The sequence below is a fragment of the Desulfatiglans anilini DSM 4660 genome, assembly GCF_000422285.1.
Classification (GTDB): Bacteria; Desulfobacterota; DSM-4660; order Desulfatiglandales; family Desulfatiglandaceae; genus Desulfatiglans; species Desulfatiglans anilini.
The window spans coordinates 17469-44296 of sequence record NZ_AULM01000014.1; the positions used below are offsets into that span (position 1 = coordinate 17469).

Genomic DNA, 26828 nt, shown 5'->3' on the forward strand with positions numbered 1-26828 from the left:
GATGTTCAAGGGGTGGTTCATTTCCCTGATCGTGATGGGCAATCTGACGGCCCTTTTCCTCGTCGCCTATTACGCCGAACGGCGCGAGCGGAAAGGGAAGAGTCTGGTCGCGAACCCCTATGTCTATTCCCTCTCCCTGGCGGTCTACTGCACCTCCTGGACCTTTTACGGCAGCGTGGGCGAGGCGGCCACCTCGGGGCTGTCCTTTCTGCCGGTCTACCTCGGCCCCACCCTGATGTCGTGCCTCTGGGGGGTCCTCCTGATCAAGATCATCGTCATCGCGAAGCGCCACCGCATCACCACCATCTCGGATTTTCTGAGCTCCCGCTACGGGAACTCGCTCTTCATCTCCATCCTGGTCACCCTGGTCTCGCTGATCGGCATCACCCCCTATCTCGGGCTCCAGATGAAGGCCATCCTGAACGCCTTCACGATCCTTGCCGGCGAGTCGCGGGGCATCACCGCCACCGGATGGGTGATCACCCTGGTCCTCGGCGTCTTCGCGGTCATCTTCGGCGCGCGCCGCCTGGATTCGTCCGAACGGCACGGCGGACTGGTCCTCGCCATCGCCTTCGAATCCCTGGTCAAGCTGGTCGCCTTCCTGGGCGTCGGGATCTTCGTCACCTACGGGCTCTTCGACGGCTTCGGGGAGATCTTCAGCCGCATCCAGGCATCGGACCAGGGGCACCTGATGACGATCGGCGAGGGGTCCACCGTCAGCTATCTGGAGTGGTCCTCGCTCCTTTTCCTCTCCATGATGGCCGTCCTCTTCCTGCCCCGCCAGTTCCAGATGGCGGTGGTGGAAAACGCCGATCCCTCCCACGTCTACAAGGCCATGTGGCTCTTTCCGCTCTACCTCCTGCTGATGAATATCTTCGTCCTGCCGATCGCCTTCGGGGGGATCCTCCTCGGCAGGCACCAGGCGGAGGCCGACACCTTCGTCCTCACCATCCCCCTGACCCAGGGCAGCCCCGCCCTGGCCCTCCTGGTCCTGATCGGCGGCTTTTCGGCCGCCAGCGGCATGATCATCGTGGAATCCCTGGCCTTGAGCACCATGGTCATGAACAGCCTCGTCATGCCGGCCATCTTCCGCTTCCGGCAGATCAGGGGGTTTCCCGCGCTGATCCTGAACATCAAACGCTTCATCATCATCGGGTGCGTTTTCCTCGGCTATTTCTTCGCGGTCTTCATCGGCCGCTTCTACACACTGGTGCAGATCGGCCTCAAATCCTTCGAGGCCGTCACGATCTTCGCCCCGGCCTTCATCCTGGGCCTTTACTGGAAGAAGGGCAACAAGAAGGGGGCGATCGCCGGCATCCTGGCCGGCTTCGGTGTGTGGACCTACACCCTTCTGCTGCCGGCCCTCATCCGCGCGCACGTGCTCCCCGACGAATGGGGCGCCCAATCCCTGATGCAGAACGTGTTCCTGAGCCCCAGGGCCCTCTTCGGACTCGAAGGGCTCGACAAATGGAGCCACTCCCTCTTCTGGGGGCTGCTCTTCAACGTCGTCGCCTACATCGGGGTCTCGCTCGCCACCGCCAAGCGCGGGGAGGAAGAGCGGCAGGCCCTGCTGTTCGTGGAGGCCTACGACCCGGCGCTGGTCTCCCCGAAGAGCCTTTACAGCATCGAACAGATCGAAGCCATCCTCGAGCAGTACATCGGCAGGCAGGAGGCGTCCGATGTCATCGGCCGCTTCATGGCCCGACACGGGATCGAGCGCGGAGCGATCAGCCGGGACGATTTGATCCGCCTGCGGGACGAGGCCAAACGGATCCTGTCCGGGGCCCTCGGATCCTCCATGGCCGCCATCCTCTTCGAGGACAAATCGATCCTCACCGAAAAGGAGCGGGACGAGCTTTCGAGCTCCGTCAAGATGATGACCGACACGCTGCGCCTGTCCCGCCACGAGCTGTCCGAGGCCAACCGGAACCTGGCCTACCTCAAGGCCTTCAGCGAAAACATCATCGAAAGCGCCCCCTTCGGGATCGTGGCCGTGGACGCCCACCTCCACGTCACCTATTGGAACCGGGAGATGGAGACGCTGACGGTCATCCCCAAGGCGGCGGCCATCGGCCGGCCGGTCCAGCCCCTGATCCCCTGGATCCCCGAGGAGACCTGGACCCTTGGAAAGCAGCAGGAACGGACGGTGGAATCGCCCGCCCTGCAGCACATCAAGATCAACATCAGTCCGTTCAAAGACCCCTCCGGCGGGCTGGTCGCCATTTTCGAAAACATCACCCAGAAGAAGATCATGGAAAAGCAGCTGCTCCAGACCTCGAAGCTGGCGAGCCTCGGCAAACTGACGGCCGGCATCTCCCACGAGATCGGCAACCCGCTCGCCTCGATCAGTTCACTGGTGCAGGAGCTCCAGTCCCTCGAACTCCGCAGCGATCAGGATGTGGCCTTCACGCAGGAGTCCCTGAACAACATCAACGGACACCTGGCCCGCATCTCCAAGATCGTCCGGAGCCTCGGCGATTTCGCGCGCCTTTCCTCTTCCGAAAAGGTGCCCACCGACATCCCCGGGCTGGTCGAGCAGACCGTCAATCTCCTCAAATACGACAAACGGTCGCGGAAGGTGGAGTTCGTCACCCGGATGGGCAAGATCCCCCAGCTCCGCGTCAATCCCGACCAGATCCAGCAGGTCTTCCTGAATCTCATGCTCAATGCCGTCGACGCGATGCCGGAGGGCGGCAGGCTCGAGGTGTCGATCGAGGACAAGGACCGATGGATCGACATCCGCTTCCGGGACACCGGGAGCGGTATCGACGAATCGCTGATCGACCGCATCTTCGACCCCTTTTTCTCCACCAAACCCATGGGCAAAGGCACCGGCCTCGGGCTGAGCATCTGCTACGGCATCATCAAGGAGCACAACGGGAGCATCAGCGTCAGAAGCAGCAAAGGGAACGGGACCAGCTTTGAAATCAGGCTGCCAAAAGAGGAGGCATCACATGGCTGAAACCATACTCATCGTCGAAGACGAGGACACCCTCAGGGAATCTCTCACCCGGGTCTTTGAGCGGGAGGGCTACGAAGTCGTCCCCGTGAGCAGCGCGGAGCCGGCCATGGAGCTTTTCGAGGAGGGCTCCTTCGACCTGATCCTGACCGACATCATCCTTCCGGGGATGACGGGGATCGAATTGATCAAGCGCGTAAAGGAGGCCGCACCCGAGCAGGCCTGCATCGTCATGACCGCTTACGCCTCGCTCGAGACGGCGGTCGAAACTCTGCGAGCGGGGGCCTATGACTACATCGTCAAACCGATCATCCACGAAGAGATCAAGCAGACCGTTCGAAACGCCCTCAAACTGAGGGCCCTGCAGGAGGAGAACGCCCAACTGCGCGAACAGGTCGCCGGCTATTATGACACCCGGCACCTGATCGGCGCCCACCCCGCCATCGCGTCCGTCCGGGACCGCGTCCACAAGGTGGCGGAGGCCAGGAGCCCCGTCCTTTTAACCGGCGAGATCGGGACCGGCAAGAAGCTCGTCGCCCGGATGATCCATGAAGCGGGATCCAGGATGCGCCTGCCTTTTCTCGAGGTGCACTGCGAGGCCCTGTCGCCCGCCGGGCAGGAAGAGGCCCTGTTCGGCGGGCGAGGAGCCCAGGGTCCGCAGGGTCAGACGGGCGCCCGCGGCCTCCTCGAAAGGGCCCGGGGCGGGACGGTCTACCTGAACCGCGTCGACGCCCTCGCCCTTCCCGTCCAGCAGCTGCTGCTCTCCGTCCTGTCAGAGGGCCGCATCCGCCCGGCCGGCGGGGGGGCGGACACGCCCTTCGGGGCGCTCATCATCTCCGGAACGGAGAAGGGCCTCGGAGCGGCCGTTGCGGAAGGCCGGTTCCTCGGCGCCCTCCAGCAGCGGCTGCGGGTCGCTGAGCTGCAGCTGCCGCCGCTGCGCGAACGGGGGGAAGACATCCAGGAACTGGCCGCTTTCTTCGTGAGCCGTTACAACCGCGCCTTCGGCAAGGCCGTCGAGGGCCTCGCCCCGGAGGCCTGGGCCCGGTTGCAGGCCTACGCATGGCCCGGCAATGTGCTGGAACTCAGAAACCTTCTCGAGCGGGCCGTTCTGCTCACCCGGAACGGCCGGCTCCAGCCGGCGGACTTTCCGCCCCTTTCGTAATCATGCTGACAGAAGACGTTATCCGGTTTCTCTCGGGGGTTCCCCCTTTCCAGTTCCTGGACAGAGGGGAGATGGAGCGGGTGGCCAGGGATGCCTCTCTGGAATTCTATCCCGTCAACACACTGATTCTCAAACAGAACGGGCCCCCCAGCGACGCCCTGAGGGTTATCAAGAAGGGGGCGGTCAAGGTCGTCATCGAGGGGGATGAAGGGGAGGAAATCGTCACGGAGTACAAGGGCGAAGGGGACAATTTCGGGTTCCTGTCCATGATCGGAAAGGACCGCCAGCGCACCACGGTCAAGGCCATCGAAGACACCCTCTGCTACATCCTGAGCAGGGAGCGGGTCCAGCGGCTCCTCGAGTCCAGCCCGGCCTTCGCCGAGTATTTCCTGTCGTACCTGTCCCGTTACGTCGATCGGACCTCTCAGGAGATGCGACGGCGAAGCCAGCTCCAGAGCGCACACGACCGGCTCCTCTTCACCACGCCGGTGGGGAACATCGCCATGGACCTGATCACGGTGCCCGGGTCCATCTCCATCCAGGAAGCCGCCAGAACCATGGTCAGACACCGGATCAGCTCGCTCGTCATCCTGAACGAGCACAACCTGCCCACGGGCATCGTAACCGACCGCGATCTGCGCGAGAAGGTCGTGGCGACGGGGCGAAGCGTCTCGGAGCCGGTCCGGAACATCAGCCACCTCGCCCTGATCCGGGCCGACGGAAAGGGATCCTGCTTCGAGGCCCTCATGAAAATGATCCAGTACAACATCCACCATCTCCTCGTGGTGGAGGAAGGCGAAATCAAAGGGATCATCACCAACCATGACCTCATGCTGCTCCAGGGGACCTCCCCTGTCTCCTTCGCGAAGGACATCCTCCTCCAGGACAGCCTGGAGGGGCTGATCCCCCTGATGTCGAAGGTCTTCAACGTCATCGGGCTGCTGCTCAAGGAAGGCAGCCACTACGCCCAACTCGCGGGCATCATCTCCGAGATCTACGACCGGCTCATCCGAAGGGTCCTCGAGCTGACCGAAAAGGAGATGGGGCCGCCGCCGCTGCCCTATTGCTGGGTGGCCCTCGGAAGCGAAGGGCGCCGGGAACAGATCTTCAAGACGGACCAGGACAATGCCCTCATCTACTCCGACCCGGCCACCCCCGGCGAGGAGATCGACGCAGCGGGCTATTTCTCCGTCTTCAGCAACCGGGTCAAAGAGAACCTCGGCTCCCTCGGGATTCCGGCCTGCCCCCAGGGACTCATGGCGGCCAACCCCCGCTGGTGCCAGCCGATCCGGACCTGGAAGGCGGTCTTCACCCAATGGATTGCGGAGCCTTCCGAGGGGGACTTGGCGAATGCGCTCAATTTTTTCGACGCCCGGCCGCTTTTCGGCAAGTCCATGCTGTTTCAGGGGATCCGAAGCCACATCACGCCCTGGATCGTGGAGGAAGGCGGCGCGTTTCTGAGTGCGCTTGGGCGGCTGGCCGTCAGGACCCCTCCCCCGGCCGGCTTCGTCGGCAATGCGATCTTCGAAAAAAACGGAGAACAGAGGACGGAGATCGATCTGAAGCGGCGCGGAATCCTCCCGATCGTCGACCTCGTCCGGCTGTTCGCGCTCTCGATCGGTCTTCCGGAAACCGCCACCCTCGGAAGGATCAAGGCCCTGCGCATCAAGGACCCGGCTTTTGCACCGATGGAACGGGAGCTGCTTCACACCTTCGAGTACCTGATGCTGACCCTCACCCATCACCAGTATGAACAGATCCGGTTGGGGCTCGCCCCGGACTCCTTGCTGCAGCCCGCGGACATGAGCAGCCTCGAGAAGAAGACCTTGCGGGAGGCCTTCCGTCTGATCGAGTCCCTGCAGCAACTCGCGCGGGAGCGTTTCGATCCGGGGACGGCCTGATGTCCGAGCGTATTCTCATCGTCGAAGACGAGGCGGCTCTGTGCGAGTCGTTGCGGCGGGTGTTCGAGCGCGACGGGTACGACGTCTCGACCGCCGGCAACGCCGAGGCGGGCCTGCTTCTCTACGAGGCGGGGGGGCACGATCTGATCCTCTGCGACATCCTCCTGCCGGGCATGGACGGCATCGAGTTCCTCGAGGCGGTCAGGAAACGCTGCCCTGAGCAGATCGTGATCGTCATGACGGCCTACGCCTCGATCGAAACGGCGGTCGGCGCGTTGAGGGCTGGCGCCCACGACTATATCCTGAAGCCGGTGATCCACGAGGAGATCAAACGCCTGGTCCGGATGGCGCTCCATCAGCGGTCGCTCCAGTCAGAGAATGCGCTGCTCCGCAAACAACTCGAAGAACGGCACGATTTTCAGAACATCCTCGGCGCGAGCACCGCGATCCAGGGCTTGATCGAACAGGTCAAACGGGTCGCCGATTCACGCAGCAACATTCTGGTCCTGGGGGAAACCGGGACGGGCAAGGAGCTTTTCACCCGCGCCATCCATCACAACAGCCCGCGGCGGAGCAAACCCTTCATCCCCATCAACTGCAGCGCCATCCCCGATCATCTGCTGGAATCGGAGCTGTTCGGCTATGTGAAAGGGGCCTTTACGGGGGCGACCCAGACCAAGCGCGGGCTCTTCGAAGAGGCCGATGAGGGGACCGTCTTCCTGGACGAGATCGCCGACCTGAGCCCGCACCTCCAGGCGAAGCTCCTGCGCGTGATCGACGACCACGAGATCCGGCCGCTCGGCTCTACCCAGAGCCGCAAGGTCGATCTCCGGTTCATCGCCGCCACCAACCGGGATGTGATCCAGGCCGTGCGGGAAGGAACGCTGCGTGAGGATCTCTTTTACCGTCTGAACGTCGTCACCCTGCACCTTCCGCCCCTCAGGGAGCGGAAGGAGGACATCCCCATTCTGGCGGCTCAGTTCATCGCCAAATTCGCCCAGGAACTCGGGAAGCGGGTCCGCGACCTGGACCCGGCCGCCGCCCGCCTCCTGAGGGAGTACCCCTGGCCCGGGAACGTGCGCGAACTCCAGAACATCATCGAACGGGCCGTCTTGATCACCGACGGCACATTGATCCGCCCCGGACACCTCCCCGAAGGCCTGAAGACCGGAGGGACGTTCGCCGGCCAGTCTTTGGAGGAGGGCCTTTCCATCGAGGGCTATACCAAGGCCTTCATCCGCCGTTACCAGGCCACCCTGACCGAACAGCAGCTGGCCGACCGCCTGGGCATCACCCGCAAGGCCCTCTGGGAAAAGCGCAAGCGCTGGAATCTAACTCGCTAGTCCTTGTTCGGACCATCGCCCCAGAGGGGGTCTCCGAAGCGCTCGATGAGCCAGTCTTCGGGAGAGAGATTTTTCCTGATATCGTCTGCTTCGAAGGAATATTGATAATGGTTGCAGTAATCCATGATCTTCCGGTAGGCCTCGATGATCCGGCGGGTCATCTCATGACGGGCGTCGGCATCGTCCGCCGAGCGGTCGGGATGCCATTTTTCGAGGAGCATGCGGTAGTGGGTCTTGATCTGCTTCAGGGTCGCCCTTTCCGGCAGACCGAGGACCTCTTTCGCGGCAGTGATTTCACGGTATCTTTTCATGAGCGGCTCCCGCCTCCAGACGGCTTTCGGATGAATAGCCGGCTTTTACACCCCCATGCCGATCTTGTCAACCAGGCCCCGGTCACGACCCGTCCCCCTCCCCGCCGGTTACCTTTTTTCCTCATTCACCGTCTCATTTGCTACCAAAAGTAACGCGCTTTCAGGTATCGCCCGACCGGCCGCGATTTCTCCAGGAGGCAGGTCTTTTTCGCCGGCGGACCCATGCGCGGGAGCCGGTTCCACCCTCCGTCCCCGCATGTCGCCGGAGGTCGATGCCTGCCCGGATCTCCCGGTGGCGCCCCGCATCCAGGCATCCTGTTACCTTATGTAGCACGACAGGCCTCTTCCCCGGATCCGGAGAGGCCGCACCGCGGGTCCGAGCGCGCCCTCTTTCAATAAATTGATCAACGATATCGATTCATTACAATTCAAGGGCGCCAAACTCGCTCCCCCGGCACAGGAGTTGCTTAACCAATCCATCATGGACCGGGAAAACATCATCCGTTTTTTGACACGCTCACCGCTCTTTCAGGATCTGGAGCCCGGGGTCCTGCAGGATCTGGCCGACCGCCTGGAGGTGGAAACCCACCGCGGGGGCAGCGTCATCCATGAACCTGCCGGGCCGCCCGTCGACCGCCTCCGGATCATCAAAGAAGGGGCGGTCAAGATCACGCTCCCTTTCGGCCGCAACGACGACGCCCTGATCGACTACCGGGGCACCGGTGAGATCCTCGGCTTTCTCTCCCTGCTGACCGGCGGACGGCCCCGCGGAGAGGCCGTCACCCTTGAAGACACGACCTTTTTCGTGCTCGATCGGGCGACCACCCTGAATCTTCTCAAGAGCCAGCCGGCCTTCGCCCAGCAGTTCTTCTCGGATTTCTACAACCGTTATGTCCACAAACCCCACCGGGAGATCGGGAAGAAGAAACTCCTCTACGGGGGAGGCGAAAGGCTCCTTTTCACGACGCCGGTCGGAGAACTGGTCAAACGCGACCTGGTCACCGCCTCCGAGGAAATCTCCATCCGCGAGGCCGCCGAGATCATGATGGCCCGCCGGATCGGCTCCCTCGTCCTTTTGAACGCGCTCGGTCTGCCGGCGGGGATCGTCACCAACAAAGACTTCCGGGACCGCGTGGTCTCCCGGAACCGGGATGTATCCCAACCCGCCCGGCGCATCCAGAGCGTCTCCCTGGTCAAGGCCGAGGCGGCCGAACACTGCATCGAGGCCCTCTTCAAGATGCTGCACTACAACATCCGCCACCTCCTGGTGGTCGAGGGCGGCCGGCTCAAAGGCATCGTGACCGCCCAGGACCTCCTGCGGCTTCAGGGGACATCGCCGATCGCCATCGTGCAGGAACTCGAAAGCCAGCCTTCCATCGACGGCCTGGTGGACCCCGCCGCAAGGATCCAGTCCATGGTCGGCGCCTTCCTCCAGGAGGGGGTCAAGACCAATCACATCCTCAGGATCCTGAACGAGGTGTACGACCGGCTGATCCGGCAGGTGGTGAGCCTGGAGGAACGCCGGCTGGGACGCGCCCCTCTGCCCTATTGCTTCCTGTCCTTCGGCTGCGCAGGCCGTAAGGAGCAGATCTTTATGCTCCCCCAGCGCAATGCCCTCCTCTTCGCAGACCCTCCCTCCCCGGAGACCGCGGAGCCCGCGGCCCGCTATTTCGGCGAGCTTTCGGACGCCATTGTACGCGCCCTGGAACGGCTGGGCTTCCCCGCCGGGGGGGGCGGCGCATCCGGCCATGAGGCCTGCCCCTTCCATTCTTCCACCGCCTGGAAAAACCGCTTTTTCGAATGGATCAAGCGGGCGGACCGCGGATCCATCGAGGCATCCCTGCCGGTCCTCGACTTCCGCGCGCGCTTCGGCGACGAAACCCTGGCCGAAGACCTGAGAAGCGCGGTTTTCGACCGCATCGCCCGACACGGCGTCTTTCTGAACGTCATGGGCCTCACGATCGTCAAGACCTCCCCTCCCGTCAGCGCCTTCAAGCGGTTCATTCTCGAAAAGGAAGGCGAACACAAGGGATGTTTCGATTTGAAGCAGAAGGGGTTGAAACCGCTCGTCGACATGGTCCGCCTGTACGCCCTGGAGGAGGGGATCCGGGAGACCTCGACCTGCGAAAGGCTCGGCGCCCTCAGGGAGCGCTCTCAGCACCTGCGGCCGCACTGCCAGGAACTGGAGTATGCCTTCGAGATCATGAGCGGCCTCTGGCTTCGGACCCAGCACGAACAATATTCTGCGGGCGCGGGCACGGCGTCCTCCTTTCTCGATCCGGACCGTCTCAACCGGCTCGAGAAGCAGGCCCTGCGCGCCATCTTCACCTTCATCGCCAAACTCCAGTTTCTCGTCCAGGAAAGGCACGAACCGATAAAGATCTGAAGAGCGGAAGGGGTTTGTTTTGATCAACCTTTTCAGGAGAAAGACCCGCAGCGAGCCCGCAACCGGCGCAGGGGACAGATCGGATCTTCCGGCCCCGGAGGCCTCCTATGTCATCCTGGACACGGAGTTGACGGGCCTCGACCGGAAGCGGGATTCCATCCTGTCCATCGGCGCCCTCAAGATGGCCGAAGGACGGATCGAGATGGGGCGGACCTTCTATCGTCTGGTCAGACCGGGCAGCGAGATGAAGCACGATGCGATCGTCATCCACGAGATCACGCCGTCCGAAGTGGTCGAAAAACCGCTCATCGACGACATCATCTCCGAATTTCTGGCATTCTGCGAAGACGCCGTCCTGGTGGGCCATTACATCAGCATCGACCTCCACTTCATCAACCGTGAACTCAAACGCATTTCGGGCGCATCGCTGACCAACCCGGTGCTCGACACGCTGACCCTCGTGGACTGGATCCGCTGGAACACCCCGAACCAGGGGGACGAGAGCTTCACCCCGAAAAACTATCAGCTCTATGAGATCGCCAAGGACCTGGGCATCCCCGTGCAGGGTGCCCACAACGCCCTGATGGATGCCTTCATGACCGCCCAGGTGTTTCAGCGGCTGCTGCCGCGGCTGGCACGCCAGGGCATCCGGACGCTCGCGGATCTCCTGCGGGTCGGTAACCCTTCACGGAAACTCAACCAGCCCGGGATGGTGATCTGAGCGTCCTGAAAGGGCCGGTGCGAGGAATTGGTTCCTGCTTTGGCAGGCGATGACATGAGGATGACAAAGGAGGTGATCAAACAAGAGAAGGAGCGGAAGGACGCCTGAGGCCCGCGGCTGCGCCGGGTTCGTAAACGTCCGAACAACCCACAGGAAAAGAGGAGGAGTTATGGAAACGAAGCAGAATTTTGCGGCGTACTGGCGGATGAACCTGACTTATGTCGTCATCCTGCTGTCCATCTGGTTTCTGGTTTCCTATGTCTGCGGCATCCTGCTCGCCGATGCGCTCAGCCACATTTATTTCGGCGGGTTCAGGCTGGGTTTCTGGTTTGCCAACCAGGGATCCGAGGTGGTTTTCGTCATCCTGATCTTCGTCTACGTGAAGCTGATGAACAACCTCGACAAGCGGTTCGACGTCGAAGAAAAGTAGCCGTCCCATCCCGTCGGCTCCCGCCAACCCCAAAGATGAAAGGATAGAGCTATGGGTATCTTAGCATGGACCTGGATCATTGTCGGGTTGTCCTTTTCCTTGTACATCAGCATCGCCATATGGGCCAAAGCCAAAACGACCGGAGACTTTTACGTGGCCGAGCGGCGTGTACCGCCGGTCCTCAACGGCATGGCGACCGGGGCGGACTGGATGTCCGCGGCCTCGTTCATCTCCATGGCCGGTCTGATCTCCTTCATGGGGCGCGACGGCGCCATGTACCTGATGGGCTGGACGGGCGGCTACGTGCTCCTGGCCATGCTCCTCGCCCCCTACCTCCGCAAGTACGGGAAGTTCACCGTCCCCATGTTCGTGGGCGAGCGCTACTATTCCAACGCCGCCCGCGTGGTGGCGGTCCTCTGCGCGATCTTCGTCTCGTTCACTTACGTGGCGGGCCAGATGCGCGGCGTCGGCATCGTCTTTTCGCGCTTCCTGGAGGTCAGCATCAACACGGGGGTCATCATCGGCATGGCGATCGTCTTCTTCTACGCCGTCCTCGGCGGGATGAAGGGCATCACCTACACCCAGGTCGCCCAGTACTGCGTGCTGATTGTCGCCTACATGCTGCCGGCGATCTTCATCTCCATCATGCTGACCGGCAACCCGATCCCGCAGCTCGGCTTCGGAAGCTCGCTCAGTGAAGGAGGGCAGCAACTGCTGGGAACGACCGGCGGCTACCTGCTGGACAAGCTCGATCTGCTGCAGCAGGACCTCGGCTTCAAGGCCTACACCGGCGCCGGCGCCAAGAGCACGATCGACGTCTTCATGATCACCTTCGCCCTGATGGTGGGCACCGCGGGGCTTCCCCACATCATCATCCGCTTCTTCACCACGCCGACCATCCGCGGCGCGCGGGCCTCGGCCGGCTGGGCCCTCTTTTTCATCGCCCTCCTGTACACCACCGCTCCGGCAGTCGCCTCCTTCGCCCGCTTCAACCTGCTTCTGAGCGTCAACAACAAAGCCTATGAGCAGGCCCCCCAATGGATCAAGAACTGGTCCAAGACCGGGCTGATCGCTTGGAAGGACAAGAACGGCGACGGCAAGATCCAGTACGCCCCGGGGAATGCGTTTGCCGGGAAGATCGCCTTTGCCAAGACCCCCGACGGGCAGATGGAGATCGGCCCATACGGTGAGCAGGTGGTCTCGACCCCGCAAACGCCCATCGAGACAAGCCGCAATGAACTCTACGTGGACCAGGACATCATGGTCCTCGCCAACCCGGAGATCGCCAGGCTCCCGAACTGGGTGGTGGCCCTGGTCGCCGCCGGAGGCCTGGCGGCGGCCCTCTCGACCGCCGCCGGACTCCTGCTCGTCATCGCCGCAGCCCTTTCGCACGACCTGATCAAGAGCATCCTCGCCCCCTCGACCTCCGAAAAAATGGAGCTGGTCTACGCCCGGATCGGCGCGGGGCTGGCGGTCCTCGTCGCAGGCTACTTCGGCATCCACCCGCCGGGGTTCGTGGCGCAGGTGGTCGCCTTCGCCTTCGGCCTGGCGGCCTCCTCCTTCTTCCCCCTCATCATCATGGGGATCTTCTGGAAGCGGGCCACCAAAGAAGGCGCCATCGCCGGCATGATCTGCGGAATCCTCTTCACGGCGATCTACATCATCTATTTCAAATTCATCAACCCTGAACTCAACAACGCCGCCCACTGGCTCTGGGGCATCTCCCCCGAAGGGATCGGCACCATCGGCATGCTCATCAACTTCATCGTCATGTTCGTGGTCTCCAAGATCACAAAAGAGCCCCCGCAGGAGGTGCAGCGGATGGTGGAGAGTCTGCGCTACCCGAGAACCATCTGAGTTTGAGTTTCCGGCCGGAAATGGTCTTTTCACCCGATCTCGGCGTCAATCTGCACATTCGCTTGTGCGGCGGCCTTGAAGGTCGCCTCCGCGCGAACGCTCGATTTCCTTGATCTCGGCTGAAAATCGTCATTTCCGGCTCGAAAACTCCCTCGGGATATCAACCTTTGTTGTCCGTAAACTCAGGCGCGAATGCTCCCTCGAGCGGAGGGCTTCGAGGCGGCCTCACCGCTCGCAGGCAAGATCATTGCATGTGCCTCATCAAAAGAACATCCGGGCGCAGACCCAAGGCTCGATCGAACCTTTTGGCACAGATCTTGACTCACATGCGAGTTCTCCCTATTTCATCCTTATTCGGTGCACCCGGACCAGCCTTAGGCACCGGAAGACCGTGAAGGGCTGTCCGGGCCCTCGACACCCCCATTACGAACAGGAGGCTAACCCGATGGTCGATGAAAGCATCAAGGTGTTGATGTCGGAAGAGCGGACCTTCCCGCCGCCGGAGGCATTCAGCAGGACGGCGCATATCCGCAGCATGGCGGAATACGAGGCGCTGTACAAGCGCTCGGCCGAAGACCCGGAGGGGTTCTGGGGCGAAATGGCCGAAACGCATCTGAACTGGTACCGGAAGTGGGACAAGGTCTGGGATTGGGATTTTCACAAACCCTCTATCAAATTCTTCGTGAACGGCAAATTGAACGCCTCCTACAACTGCCTCGACCGCCACCTCGGAGGGGCCACCCGCAACAAGGCGGCCATCATCTGGGAGGCGGACGACGGCAGCTACCGGACCTACACCTACCAGCAGCTCGCCTACGAAGTGAACCGCTTCGCGAACGTGCTCAAAAAGAACGGGATCAAGAAGGGTGATCGCGTCACGATCTATCTCCCCATGATCCCGGAGCTCGTCATCGCCATGCTGGGATGCGCGCGGATCGGGGCGATCCACAGCATCGTCTTCGGCGGGTTCAGCCCGCAGTCCCTCCAGGACCGGATCCTGGACTGCCAGTCGAGCATGGTGGTCACCGCCGACAACGGCGTCCGCGGCGGCCGGCTCGTCCCGCTCAAGGCCAACGCCGACGAAGCCGTCAAGGCGTGCCCGTTCGTCAATCGGATGATCGTCGTCCACCGGGCCGGGGATGCGGCCATGGACCCCAAGCGGGATGTCTGGTGGCACGACGAGATGGCCTCCCCCGAGGTGGGCAACGTCTGCGAACCCGAGGTGATGGATGCGGAAGACCCCCTATTCATCCTTTACACCTCGGGCTCGACCGGCAAACCGAAGGGCGTTCTCCACACCACCGGCGGCTATCTCCTCTACACCACGTTGACCTTCAAGTGGATCTTCGACTACCATGACGAACATATCCACTTTTGCACGGCGGACATCGGCTGGGTGACCGGGCACAGCTACATCGTCTACGGGCCGCTCGCGGCGGGCGCGACCAGCCTGATGTTCGAAGGGATCCCGACCTACCCGAACGCCGGCCGGTTCTGGGAGATCGTCGACAAACACCAGGCCAACATCATCTACACCGCCCCCACCGCCATCCGGGCCCTCATGCGCGAAGGGACCTCCTGGGTCACCCGCCACGATCTCTCGTCCTTGCGTCTGCTGGGAACCGTCGGGGAACCCATCAACCCCGAGGCCTGGATGTGGTATTATGAGCACGTAGGGAAAGGCCGGCTTCCGATCGTCGACACCTGGTGGCAGACGGAGACGGGAGGCATCCTGATCACGCCCCTTCCCGGTGCCATGACCCTCAAGCCCGGCTCGGCCTGCCGCCCCTTCCCGGGTGTATTTCCAAAGGTTGTGAAGGAGGACGGAACCCCGGCCGGGAAGAATGAAGGCGGCTATTTGATCATCGAAAAGCCCTGGCCCGGGATGCTCCGAGGGACCTACGGCGACCCGGAAAACAAGCGGATCAAGGAGGTCTACTTTTCGCGGCTCCCGGGCGTCTATCTGACCGGCGACGGCGCGCGGGTGGACGAGGACGGGGATTACTGGCTCATGGGGCGGATCGATGACGTCATCAACATCTCAGGACACCGCCTTGGAACCGCGGAGGTGGAGTCGGCCCTCGTCAGCCACGAAGCGGTGGCCGAATCCGCCGTGGTGGGCTTTCCCCACGACGTCAAGGGCGAGGGGATCTACGTCTTCGTGACCTTGAAGGAGGGCTTCCAGCCGAGCGACGAACTCAAGAAGACCCTCATCCAGCATGTCCGCAAGGTGATCGGCCCCATCGCATCCCCGGACAAGCTGCAATTCGCACCCGGGCTCCCCAAGACGCGCAGCGGCAAGATCATGCGCCGCATCCTGCGCAAGATCGCCCAGGGGCAGCTGGATGAACTCGGAGACACCTCCACCCTGGCCGACCCGTCGGTCGTCGACAACCTGGTGAAGGAGCGGCTCTAACCGGCTCTCCCCCATGACCGTGTCTCGCAACTGAAGCGGCGGGTGGTGGAGCTATCGCCTCCAGACCCGCCGCGCTTGAACATCCACCGTTTTCAATCCGTTGGGAGGCCTTATGGGTGACAGATTCCTTCTTGGAAAAGAACAGGTCCTGCTTGTCCTGATCGACCTCCAGGAGAGACTCGCCGCCGCCATGGAGGAGAAGGTGAAAGAGATGGTCATCGGCAACTGCCTGCACCTGCTGGAGGCCGCCCGAGTGCTCCACCTCCCCGTCCTCGTGACCGAGCAGTATCCCAGAGGCCTGGGCCCCACCCTGAAGGAGATCCGGAGCGCTCTGACCGTTTATGAACCGTTCGAAAAAACCGCCTTCGACTGCTGCCGGGAGATCGGGTTCATCGAAAAGGTGGCGGCGGCGGGCAGGCCTGCGCTTCTTCTGGCGGGCATGGAAACGCACATCTGCATCCTCCAGACCGCCCTCGGCCTGATGCGTGCCGGATACATCGTCCAGGTCGTGCAGGACGCCGTCTGCTCCCGCACCAAGGGAAATTTCAGGATGGGGATTGCGGAGATGCGCGATGCCGGGGCCGTCATCACCGCCACCGAAACCGTTCTCTTCAAACTCCTCGTCAAGGCGGGCACCGAACCTTTCAAGGTCATCTCGAAGCGGCTGAAATAGCGTCCATTGAAACACCCTTCGGACCCGGCAACGATGGTCCGGCACACGCAAACCCTCCATCGGGAAATGCGGTTTTTTTGGCGCATACCCAGAAAATCAGACGGCCGGGTGGAGACGATCTGCAGGCCCGGACACAAGCCAGTGTGCCAATGGACGATGCAACGGGCCGGACCGGGACCCGCCCCGAAGGAACGGCGCTGAGCCGTTGAAGGACAGAAAGGAAAGGAAAGGAAAGGATTAACTGCAGATGGAGAACGCGTTTCTTGCCCCCCGGATAGAACGCATGCGCAACCAAACGATTTCAAACGGAGGGATTATGAATTATCGGGAAGCGTACACGGAATCGATCGAAAGGCCTGCGTCCTTCTGGGGAAAGGCCGCCGAAGCGATCATCTGGGACCGGAGATGGGACACGGTCCTGGACGACTCGCGGCTGCCGTTCTGTCAATGGTTCAAGGGAGGGCGCCTCAACACCTGCTTCAACGCCGTCGACCGGCACGTCCAGGAAGGAAGGGGGAGCCAGCCGGCGATCATTTATGACAGCCCGGTGACCGGCACCACTTCGGTGGCGACCTACCAGGAACTCCTCGACAGGGTCGCCCGCATCGCCGGGTTCCTGAAGGGCCTCGGGGTGGAAAAGGGGGATACGGTCATCGTCTACATGCCCATGATCCCCGAAGCGGTCCTCTCCATGCTGGCCTGCGCGCGGCTGGGCGCCATCCATTCGGTCGTCTTCGGCGGGTTCGCCGCACGGGAACTGGCTGTCCGCATCGACGACGCCCGGCCCAAGGCGATCCTTTCCGCCTCCTGTGGCATCGAGGTGAAGCGGGTGATCCCGTACAAGCCCCTCCTCGACGAGGCGATCCGGATCGCGGTCCACAAGCCCGAACACTGCGTCATCCTCCAGCGCCCGATGGTCGAGGCCCCCCTCGTCCCCGGCCGCGACCACGACTGGGAGGACCTGGAGGCGCACGCCGCCCCCGCCGGGTGCGTCTCCGTCGAAGCGACGGACCCCCTGTATATCCTTTACACCTCCGGGACCACCGGACGTCCGAAGGGGGTCGTCCGTGACAACGGCGGGCATGCCGTCGCGCTCGCCTGGAGCATGAAGCACATCTACAACATCGGCCCCGGCGATGTCTACTGGGCCGCCTCCGACGTCGGGTGGGTCGTCGGCCACTCCTACATCGTCTATGCGCCTCTTTTCATGGGGGCCACCACCATCGTCTACGAAGGGAAACCGGTCGGGACGCCGGACCCCGGCGCCTTCTGGCGCGTGATCTCCGAACATGGGGTCAAGGCGCTTTTTACGGCCCCCACCGCCATCCGCGCCATCAAGCGCGAAGACGCCCAGGGGGCCTTCCTCAAACCCTACAACCTCAGCCGGTTCGAGGCCCTTTTCCTGGCCGGGGAGCGGACCGACCCCGACACCTACCATTGGGCGAGCCGGCTGCTGCAGCGGCCCGTCATCGACCACTGGTGGCAGACCGAGACCGGCTGGGCGATCGCAGGCAACTTCCTGGGGCTCGAGACCTTTCCCATCAAGCCCGGGTCGGCGACCATGCCGATGCCCGGCTACAACCTGAAGATCCTGGACCCCGCGACGGCCAAGGAACTCGGACCCAACGAAAACGGGATGATCGTCGTGAAACTGCCTCTTCCCCCGAGCAACCTGCCGACCCTCTGGAAGGATGACGAACGCTTCCTGAACTCCTACATGAAGCCCTACCCGGGCTACTATCTGACCGGCGACGGAGGCTACATGGACGAGGACGGGTATGTCTTCGTCATGGGGCGGGTGGACGATGTGCTGAACGTGGCGGGGCACCGGCTTTCCACCGGCGGCATGGAGGAGGTCCTCTCGAGGCACCCGGATGTGGCGGAGTGCGCCGTGGTGGGCGCCGCCGACGACCTGAAGGGGCAGGTTCCGGTCGGCATGATCGTCCTGAAGAGCGGGGTCGACCGCCCGCACGAGGAGATCATCGCCGAGGTCGTCCGGATGGTCCGCGAAGAGATCGGCGCAGTAGCCTCGTTCAAGAAGGCGGTGGTGGTCAAACGCCTTCCGAAGACCCGGTCCGGAAAGATCCTGCGGGGCACGATGCGCAAGCTCGCCGACGGGGGGGCGGTCGCGGTGCCCTCGACCATCGACGACCCCGTCATCCTGGACGAGATCCGGGACTCCCTCGTGGCCATCGGGTACGGGCCTCACCCCAAAAATCCCGGCTGAGGGCGGGGAGGCCCGGCTGAAACAAACCATCGGAAACCGGGGAGCCACCCCCCGACAGGCTATGAAAAAAACGGGTTTCCTCTATGACGAGCGCTTTCTGCTCCACCGCACGGGCCCTTTCCACCCGGAGGCACCGGAGCGTCTGGAGGTGATCCACAGGGCGGCGAGGCAAAACGGACTGCTCGGGCGGCTCGTGCCGATCGCCGCCGTCGCCGCCGATCCGCAGCGGGTGGAGGCCGTCCACAGCATCGCCCACATCCGCCGCTTCGAGGAAATCTGCCTGATGGGGCGCTCAGAGATGGACCACCCCGACAACCAGATCTGCGAGGAGACCTTCGCCACCGCCATGCTTGCCGTCGGCGGGGTGCTCGAGGCCGTGCGGATGGTCATGGAAAGGGAGGTCGACAACGCCTTCTGCGCGATCCGGCCACCGGGCCATCACGCCGAGGAAGACCGGGCGATGGGCTTCTGCTTCCTGAACAATATCGCCATCGCCGCCCGATATCTCCAGACGGCGTGGGGCCTCCAGCGGATCGGCATCGTCGATTTCGACGTCCACCACGGCAACGGGACGCAGCACATCTTCGAGAAGGACCCCGGCGTCTTCTTCTACTCCATCCACGAACACCCGACCTTCGCTTATCCCGGCACGGGCCGCGAGTTCGAGAGGGGGACCGGACCGGGCCTGGGCTTCACCCTGAACTCGCCGATCCTCCCCGGAGAAGGGGATGCCGCCTACCGGCACGCCTTCGAAAAGGATCTCATCCCGGCCTTCGACCAGTTCGAGCCGGAGTTCATCCTGGTGTCCACCGGCTTCGACGCCCATGCGGAGGACGACATGTCCAACATCCAGCTGTCGACCGCAGGATTTTCATGGGTGATGGAAAAAATCACGGACCTGGCCGAACGGCACGCCGGCGGGAGGCTGGTCTCGGTCCTCGAGGGCGGGTATTGCCTGGAGCGTCTGCCGGAGCTGACCCGCAATCACCTCGGGATCCTCCTCGGGCTTGACCGGCCAGGCGGCTGAGGCGCCTCCGGAAACGTGCAGGCGCCAAAGGCAGGAATGCATCGAATTTGAATCAGCCGTTTCTTCACGGGACCAGAAGTGTTTCCAGTGTTTTCAGGGATTCCAAACGCAGAGGCGAGCCCCAGGTCAGATTCGGCGGTCCCCTGAATGATTGAATGTTCGGGACGGCATCCCCGAAGCGGAACGACGGACTTGGGCTTGACGGACGCCCCGTCGCGGCAGCGGCGTCCCTTTCGGGGGGCCGGGAGGGATCCACGGGGATATGGCCGGGGCGTCCAACCCCGCGAGGAGAAGGGAGAACGCATGTTCATCGAACGGTCCATGACCCGCAAGGTCGTTACCATCGGCCCGGAGGCCGGCCTGCTCGAGGCCCGGGAAGCCATGAAGACGCACGGGATCCCCTCGCTTCCCGTGGTGGGGGAGGACGGGGTCCTGCTCGGCATCGTGACCGACCGCGACCTTCGGAGCGCCCTCCCGTCGGGGCTCCTGACGCCGGAGGAGGCCCGGAGGGAACACGAGCGGATGGCAGCGGTCCAGGTGAAGGATCTGATGACCAGGGACCCTGTGACCGTCGCCCCCGTGCACACTCTCCAGGACGCGCTGATCCTGATCCTGAGGGCCCATGTGGGCACCCTGCCGGTCGTCGACGAACACCGCAGGGTCATCGGGATCATCTCCCTCAGAGACATGCTGCGGGCCTTCGAGGAGGTCCTGGGGCTCAACGAGCCCGGGACGCTCCTGTGCGTTCTGGCCGACGAACACCCCGGTCAGATGAAGCGGATCGTGGACGCCGTCACCGAAGAGGGCATCCGCCTCGGCAGCGTCCTGGTGGCGCGGGATTGGGAGCGCGACAAACGAGCCTTTTTCCCCTATCTCTTCACCAACAACACCATCCGCATCAAGCGGCGGCTAGAGGCCCTGGGCTTCACGCTCCTCAACCCGCTCGACTGGTATCTGAAGCCGTTCCGCGCCGGACCATGAAGATGGGGCTCAACACCCGCACCGCTTCAAGTAGGCCATGATCCCCTCTGCGGCCCTCCGGCCGTCGGCGATCGCCCGCACCACCAGGGACTGCCCCTGGCGCATGTCCCCCGCCACGAACAGGCCGTCGACCGAGGTCATGTGGTGCGCATCCGCGCAGACATTTCCCCGGGCATCGCGCGCAACGCCCAGTTCCTCCAGCATGCGGTTCTCCCTGGGGCCGAGAAACCCCATGGCCAGAAAGACGAGGTCCGCCTCGACCTCGAAGGCCGTACCGGGAACCTCCCGGGGAACGGGCGGGCGGCCCTCCTCCACGCTCTCCCAGACGACCTCCGCGCACTGCAGGCCGGTCAGCACCCCGTCCCGCCCCGTGAAGGCCCGGGTCGTCACCGACCAGCGCCGCTCGCAGCCCTCCTTGTGGGCATGGCTCTCGCGCAGAATATTGGGCCACAGGGGCCAGGGGGTGGATGCCGGGCGCTCCCGCGGGGGTTTGGGCAGGATCTCGAACTGCAGCACGCTCCGGGCCCCCTGGCGGAGGGCGGTGCCGACGCAATCCGAGCCCGTGTCCCCCCCACCGATCACCACCACGCGCTTCCCCTCGGCGCGGATGCCGGCCGAGGACGGCGAAAGCTCGCCCGAGACGCGCCGGTTCTGCTCCGTCAGATAGTCCATCGCGAAATGGATCCCCTTCAAATCGCGCCCGGGCACCTTCAGATCCCTGGGGGCGCGGGCCCCGCAGGCGAGGCAGACGGCGTCGTACCGGTCCCGCAGGTAGTGGTAGGACAGATCCTCGCCGACCCGGACGCCGGGCTCGAAGACGACCCCTTCCTTTTCCATCAGCGCGATGCGCCGGTCGACGACCCACTTCTCGAGCTTGAAATCCGGGATGCCATAGCGCAGAAGACCGCCCGGCCGCCGGGCGCTGTCGAACACCGTAACCGGGTAGCCGCTCTGGTTGAGGGTGTCGGCGACCGCCAGACCCGCCGGCCCGGCGCCGATGACCGCCACGCGCTCCCGGCGGCGGACGGGGGGATGCAGCGGATGGATCCAGTCGGCCTCGAAGCCCTTTTCGATCACCGTGAGTTCGATGTGACGGATGGCGACCGGATCCCCGCCGATCCCGGCCACGCAGGCGGCCTCGCAGGGCGCCGGACACACGCGGCCCGTGAACTCCGGGAAATTGTTCGTCGCGAGAAGGATCTCGAGCGCCTCGTGGTACAGCCCCCGGTAGACCCAATCGTTCCACTCGGGGACGATGTTGCCGAGCGGGCACCCGAAGGCATGGCAGAAGGGGGTGCCGCAGTCCATGCAGCGCGCGGCCTGGCGCTGCACCTCTACGTGAGAGAGCTGCTGCTCGACCGCCCGGTAGTCCCTCAACCGCTCCGCCACCGGCCGATAGCCCGGCTCCCGGCGCGGATATTCCAGAAAACCCGTTGTCTTACCCATGTTGCACCTCCTCGCGCTCGGTCGCCTCGTCCTCTTTGGTCATCTTCCCGAGCACCCGGCGGTACTCCATGGGGAAGACCTTGACGAAGAAGGGCAGGCACGCCTCCCAATCCTCCAGGATGGCGGCCGCCCTGGCGCTCCCGGTGGCCTCGGCGTGCCTTTCGATCAGCCGCTTCAGCTCCCGGACGTCCTCCGGTTCGACCACCAGTTCAAGGTCCACCATGTCGAGATTGCAGCGGTGGTCGAAGCGGCGCTCCGGATCGTAGACATAAGCGATCCCGCCGCTCATGCCCGCCGCGAAGTTGATGCCGGTCTCCCCCAGGACCACCACGCGGCCGCCGGTCATGTATTCGCAGCCATGGTCCCCCACCCCCTCGACCACCGCCAGGGCGCCGCTGTTGCGGATGGCGAAGCGCTCCCCGGCCCGGCCGTGTATGAAGACCTCGCCCCCGGTGGCCCCGTAGAGGATGACGTTCCCGGCGACGATGTTGCGCGAGGGGTCGAAGCCCGCACCCGGATAGGGTTTGACGATGATCCGCCCCCCGGAGAGCCCCTTGCCCAGATAGTCGTTCGCCTCCCCCTCGAGGATCAGGGTCAGGCCCCGCGCCCCGAAGGCGCCGAAGCTCTGACCGGCCGCGCCCGTGAAGCGGCAGCGGATGGTGTCCTCCGGAAGGCCCGCATTCCCGTACCGCCGCGCGATCTCGCCCGAGAGCATCGCCCCCGCGCTCCGATCGACGTTCCGGATGGGGAGGTTCAGCGCCACCGGTCGGCCGTGCTCCAGGGCCGGCGCGCACTCCGCAATCAGCCTGCGGTCGAGGACGTCCTCGATCGGGTGCTTCTGGGTCTCGACGCACCGGTAGGCGGTCGTGCCGTCATCGGGCGGGCGGTAGAAGATCCGTGAAAAATCGAGGCCGCGCGCCTTCCAGAATCCCATGGCGCGGTTCATGTCGAGGAGATCGGACCGCCCGATCATCTCGTCCATCGTGCGGAACCCGAGCCGGGCCATGTACTCCCGGACCTCTTCGGCCAGGAACGTGAAGTAGCGGGTCAGATGCTCGGGGCGGCCTGCGAAGCGCCGGCGCAGGTCCGGGTCCTGGGTGGCGATCCCCACCGGGCAGGTGTTGTTGTGGCACTTGCGCATCATCACGCAGCCCATCACCACCAGGGCGATGGTCGCAAACCCATACTCCTCCGCCCCCAGGAGGGCGGCGATCACGACGTCCCGGCCAGTCTTCATCTGGCCGTCCGTCTGGACGCGGATCCGACCGCGCAGGCCGTTCAGGACGAGGGTCTGTTGAGTGTCCGCAAGTCCGAGCTCCCAGGGCGCGCCGGCATGCCGGATGGAGGAAAGGGGCGAAGCCCCCGTCCCGCCGTCGTAGCCGCTGATGAGCACCATGTCGGCGTGGGCCTTGGCTACGCCCGCGGCGACGGTCCCCACCCCGATCTCGCTCACGAGTTTGACGGAGATCCGGGCCCGCGGGTTCACGTTCTTGAGGTCGAAGATGAGCTGGGAGAGGTCCTCGATCGAGTAGATGTCGTGATGGGGCGGCGGCGAGATCAGCGTGACGCCGGGCGTCGAATACCGCACCCGCGCGATCTCCGCGTTCACCTTGTGCCCCGGCAGCTGCCCGCCTTCGCCGGGTTTGGCGCCCTGGGCCACCTTGATCTGGATCTCCCGCGCATTCACGAGATACTCGGCGGTGACCCCGAACCGCCCGCTCGCCACCTGTTTGACCGCGCTCGAGCGGCTGTCGCCGTTCGGCAGCGGTTGATAGCGAGCCGGGTCTTCCCCGCCCTCGCCGCTGTTGCTCATGGCCCCGAGCCGGTTCATGGCGACGGCGATCGCCTCGTGGGCCTCGCGGCTGATCGACCCAAACGACATCGCCCCGGTGACGAAGCGCCTGATGATCGCCTCCACCGGCTCCACTTCGGACACAGACACAGGCTCCGGCATCTCCCGGAAGCGGAACATCCCCCGCAGCGTGCAGACCTGCTCGTTCTGCTCGTTGATGAGGGCGGCGTACTCGCGGTAAAGGACCGGGTCGTCTTCCCGGACGGCCCGCTGCAGCGCGGTGATGGCCCCCGGCGCGAGAAGATGCCGCTCCCCGTCGAGCCTCAGTTTGTAGAAGCCGCCCGACGGCAGGATCGGGACGATCCGGTCCGCCTCATGCGCCGCGCGGTGGCGCGCGTTCGCCTCCTCGGCGATCTCGTCCAGGCCGATGCCGCCGACGCGCGAGGCCGTGCCGGTGAAATACCGGTCCACCACCGCCGCATCGATCCCGACCGCCTCGAAGACCTGGGCGCTCCGGTAGCTCCGCAGGACTGCGATCCCCATCTTGGACATGATCTTGAGCAGTCCCTTGCAAAGCGCCTTGATGTAATTATCGAGGGCCACGGAGACCCCGACGGGGGCCTCCAGCTGCCCCCTCAGCGAGAGGTCCGCCACGGTCTCGAAGGCCAGATATGGATTGACTGCCGTGGCCCCGTAGCCGAGGAGCAGCGCCATGTGCATGACCTCGCGCGCCTCGCCCGTTTCGAGGATCAGGCCCGCGCCGGTCCGCAGCCCCTTTTCGACCAGGCAGCGGTTGACCGCCGAGGCCGCGAGAAGGGCCGGGATGGGGGCCTCCTCCCCGCAAAGCCCCCGGTCGCTCAGGATCAGCAGGGAGGTGCCGTGCCGGATCGCCTCCGCACACCGGTCGCAGAGCGCCTCCAGGGCCATCTCGAGGACTTTTCCGGTCCCCCCGGCGGGAAAGCCGATGGGGATGGTAGCGGCCTGGAAGCGGCCCACCTGGAGGTCCCGGATGCGCTGGAGGTCCTCGTTCGCCAGGATCGGGTGCTGCAGCTTGATCAAATGGGCGTTCTGCGGGACCTCCTGCAGGATGTTCCCCGGGTTGCCGATAAAGGTCATGAGCGACATGACCAGCTCCTCCCGGACCGGGTCGATGGCCGGGTTGGTCACCTGGGCGAAAAGCTGTTTGAAGTAGTTGTACAGGAGCTGGGGCTTTTCCGAAAAGACCGCCAGCGGGGAATCGGCCCCCATGGACCCGACCGGCTCCTGCCCCTTGGCGGCCATGAAGGCCATCAGGGTGTGGATGTCCTCCCGGGTGTAGCCGAAGCGCTTCTGCCGGTAGAGGAGGGTTTCCCGGTCCGGCTTCACCGGCGAAACCGTCCCGTAGAACCCCCGGACCGCGATCCGGTTCTCTTCTACCCACCGCCGGTAGGGCTGGGCGCGCGCCGCCAGGGTCTTGATCTCGCCGTTCTTGAGGACCCGCTTCTTCGCGAAATCCGCCAGGATCATCTGCCCCGGCCTGAGGGCGCCCTTCTCGGCGATCTCCCCTGGCTCGAAGTCGAGGACCCCCGCCTCCGAGGCGAAGGCCATGAACCCGTCCCGGGTGATGGTGTAGCGCGCCGGTCTCAAGCCGTTGCGGTCGAGCATGGCCCCCACCTGCGACCCGTCGCTGAACGCGACCGCCGCCGGGCCGTCCCAGGGCTCCATGAGGCCGGCGTGGTACTCGAAAAAGCCCTTCTGGTCCGGCCCCAGGGGGTATTTCGTCCCCCAGGCCTCGGGGATCAGCATCAGCATGGCGTGCGGCAGGGAGCGGCCGCACTTGTAGAGGAATTCCAGAGCGTTGTCTAGGCAGGCCGAATCGCTGCCCCGCGGGTCGATCACGGGCAGGAGCCGCTTGATGTCGTTTGCGAAGAGAGGTGAGCGGAACGAGGATTCGCGCGAGCGCCAGAGATTCAGGTTCCCCCTGAGGGTGTTGATCTCGCCGTTGTGCGCCAGGTGGCGGAAGGGCTGCGCCAGCTCCCAGGAAGGGAAGGTGTTGGTACTGTAGCGCTGATGGATCACCGCGAGGGCGCTCACCAGGTCTTCTTCGAGAAGATCCGGGTAGAAAAGGGGCAGCTGCGGACCGGTCAGGAGCCCCTTGTAAACAATCGTCCGGCAGGAAAAGCTCGGCACATAGAAGACGGACTCGTCCCCGGGCCACTCCGAGGCCGCCTGCTCCATCTCCCTGCGGACGAGATACAGGCGGCGGTCGAGGGCCGCCGGGTCCGAGTCCTCCCCCGCGGCGAAGCACTGCAGGATGCAGGGCTGCTGCGCCCTCGCCTGACCGGCGATGGCCCCGCTTTGGACCGGGACTGCACGCCAGCCCAGAAAACGCAGGCCTTCGTGCACGATCTTACGCTCCGCCATCTCCATGAGCCGTTCGCGGATATCCGCTTCCTGCGGCAGGAAAAACATTCCGACCCCGTAGCTCCCGCACTGGGGCAGCGCGATGCCGAGGTCGCCGCACCGCTGCCGGAAAAAGCCGTCAGGCAGCTGGAACAGGATCCCCGCACCGTCCCCCGTGGTCAGATCCCCCCCGATCGCCCCGCGATGCTCCAGGTTCTTCAGGACCCGTATCCCCTTTTCGACGATCCTGTGGTCGGGGCGACCGTCGATGTTCACGACAAAACCCACGCCGCAGCTGTCATGTTCGCAGGCGGGGTCGTACAATCCCTGCGGCGCTGGAAAACCGCTGAATGTCCGTCCGTTCGACACCTTTTATGATCCTCTCGTCTTCGCTGGAAGGCCCCTCCGGTCTTCTTCGAGACCGGCACGGGCCACGATGATGCCCTATCCTGCCCGGTGCCGCACCACGCAGGGGGCTCCCCGCCCTCGAGGCCGGCGGTGAAGCCTTTCACCGGGATTCCAATTCAATCCCATCCGGAAATGATTTCCCGGCAAAACCCGGTTTCCAATCCAGGTTGATTCCGGAACTAAGGGTTAGCAACAATGGTGCCAGTCCGTCGCAGGAAATGATTCCCGTATTATCATAACCGCTTAAAACAAGCTCACTCAAAACGCTTGCCAAAAAGAAAACATTTTTGTATTACGTTTCCGCCGGCCTCTACAAAAATGTCCCATGACACCGGCGCTTCGAAAGCAGGGCTTCCCGAATGAAAAGCTTGATCGGCAGAGTCTGTGATAATATACTATGAAATTT

Annotated in this window: 16 protein-coding genes; 13 read left to right on the plus strand and 3 right to left on the minus strand. The window is 63.9% G+C overall.

What is annotated here, in order from left to right:
• Nucleotide 1: 1 nt before the first annotated feature.
• Genes H567_RS27195 through H567_RS0111480 form a run of 4 tightly spaced genes read left to right on the plus strand, consistent with a single transcriptional unit; the run spans nt 2 to nt 7365 of the window.
• Nucleotides 2-2962, plus strand: a complete 2961-nt coding sequence (locus H567_RS27195) for a sensor histidine kinase (protein ID WP_051184758.1) — start codon at nt 2-4, stop codon at nt 2960-2962.
• Entirely contained in the window at nt 2955-4121 is a 1167-nt protein-coding gene (locus H567_RS24515) for a sigma-54-dependent transcriptional regulator (RefSeq protein ID WP_051184759.1), read from the plus strand. Before H567_RS27195 ends, H567_RS24515 begins: the two co-directional genes overlap by 8 nt.
• 2 nt (nt 4122-4123) lie before the next feature.
• Nucleotides 4124-6022 carry a DUF294 nucleotidyltransferase-like domain-containing protein gene (locus tag H567_RS0111475; RefSeq protein ID WP_028321508.1) on the plus strand — a complete coding sequence of 633 codons (1899 nt, stop codon included), beginning with the start codon at nt 4124-4126 and terminating at the stop codon, nt 6020-6022.
• Nucleotides 6022-7365, plus strand: coding sequence for a sigma-54-dependent transcriptional regulator (locus H567_RS0111480; RefSeq protein WP_028321509.1), 1344 nt, complete (start codon nt 6022-6024; stop codon nt 7363-7365). The genes H567_RS0111475 and H567_RS0111480 overlap by 1 nt, the downstream gene beginning before the upstream one ends.
• Here the strand turns inward: H567_RS0111480 and H567_RS0111485 are convergent.
• A complete protein-coding gene (locus H567_RS0111485) occupies nt 7362-7676 on the minus strand; it encodes a J domain-containing protein (RefSeq protein ID WP_028321510.1) in 315 nt (104 codons plus the stop codon). The genes H567_RS0111480 and H567_RS0111485 overlap by 4 nt on opposite strands.
• A gap of 400 nt (nt 7677-8076) precedes the next feature.
• Here H567_RS0111485 and H567_RS0111495 point away from each other — a divergent pair, with 400 nt between their 5' ends.
• The 9 genes from H567_RS0111495 (at nt 8077) to H567_RS0111540 (ending at nt 20394) form a co-directional block, all read left to right on the plus strand.
• Nucleotides 8077-10062 carry a putative nucleotidyltransferase substrate binding domain-containing protein gene (locus H567_RS0111495; protein ID WP_153306156.1) on the plus strand — a complete coding sequence of 662 codons (1986 nt, stop codon included), beginning with the start codon at nt 8077-8079 and terminating at the stop codon, nt 10060-10062.
• A gap of 19 nt (nt 10063-10081) precedes the next feature.
• Nucleotides 10082-10783 carry a 3'-5' exonuclease gene (locus H567_RS0111500; protein ID WP_028321512.1) on the plus strand — a complete coding sequence of 234 codons (702 nt, stop codon included), beginning with the start codon at nt 10082-10084 and terminating at the stop codon, nt 10781-10783.
• Between the two features lie 169 nt (nt 10784-10952).
• Nucleotides 10953-11213 (plus strand): DUF4212 domain-containing protein, encoded by a 261-nt coding sequence (locus H567_RS0111510; RefSeq protein WP_028321513.1) that lies wholly within the window; start codon nt 10953-10955, stop codon nt 11211-11213.
• 51 nt (nt 11214-11264) lie between these two features.
• The gene (locus H567_RS0111515; RefSeq protein ID WP_028321514.1) at nt 11265-13070 is read left to right on the plus strand and encodes a sodium:solute symporter family protein; all 1806 of its coding nucleotides are present in this window, start codon (nt 11265-11267) and stop codon (nt 13068-13070) included.
• A gap of 445 nt (nt 13071-13515) precedes the next feature.
• Nucleotides 13516-15486: an acetate--CoA ligase gene (gene acs, locus H567_RS0111520; RefSeq protein WP_028321515.1), complete on the plus strand. Its 1971-nt coding sequence runs from the start codon at nt 13516-13518 to the stop codon at nt 15484-15486.
• A 112-nt stretch (nt 15487-15598) separates the two neighbouring features.
• Nucleotides 15599-16159, plus strand: a complete 561-nt coding sequence (locus tag H567_RS0111525) for an isochorismatase family protein (RefSeq protein ID WP_028321516.1) — start codon at nt 15599-15601, stop codon at nt 16157-16159.
• A 316-nt stretch (nt 16160-16475) separates the two neighbouring features.
• Nucleotides 16476-18386: a propionyl-CoA synthetase gene (locus H567_RS0111530; protein ID WP_028321517.1), complete on the plus strand. Its 1911-nt coding sequence runs from the start codon at nt 16476-16478 to the stop codon at nt 18384-18386.
• 61 nt (nt 18387-18447) lie between these two features.
• A complete protein-coding gene (locus H567_RS0111535; protein ID WP_028321518.1) occupies nt 18448-19413 on the plus strand; it encodes a histone deacetylase family protein in 966 nt (321 codons plus the stop codon).
• 303 nt (nt 19414-19716) lie between these two features.
• Entirely contained in the window at nt 19717-20394 is a 678-nt protein-coding gene (locus H567_RS0111540; RefSeq protein WP_028321519.1) for a CBS and ACT domain-containing protein, read from the plus strand.
• A gap of 9 nt (nt 20395-20403) precedes the next feature.
• On the opposite strand, the gene H567_RS0111545 is transcribed toward H567_RS0111540, so the two are convergent.
• Both H567_RS0111545 and gltB read right to left on the minus strand, forming a co-directional pair.
• Nucleotides 20404-21840 (minus strand): glutamate synthase subunit beta, encoded by a 1437-nt coding sequence (locus H567_RS0111545; protein ID WP_028321520.1) that lies wholly within the window; start codon nt 21838-21840, stop codon nt 20404-20406.
• Nucleotides 21833-26383 carry a glutamate synthase large subunit gene (gltB, locus tag H567_RS0111550; RefSeq protein WP_028321521.1) on the minus strand — a complete coding sequence of 1517 codons (4551 nt, stop codon included), beginning with the start codon at nt 26381-26383 and terminating at the stop codon, nt 21833-21835. The genes H567_RS0111545 and gltB overlap by 8 nt, the downstream gene beginning before the upstream one ends.
• Nucleotides 26384-26828: the final 445 nt, after the last annotated feature.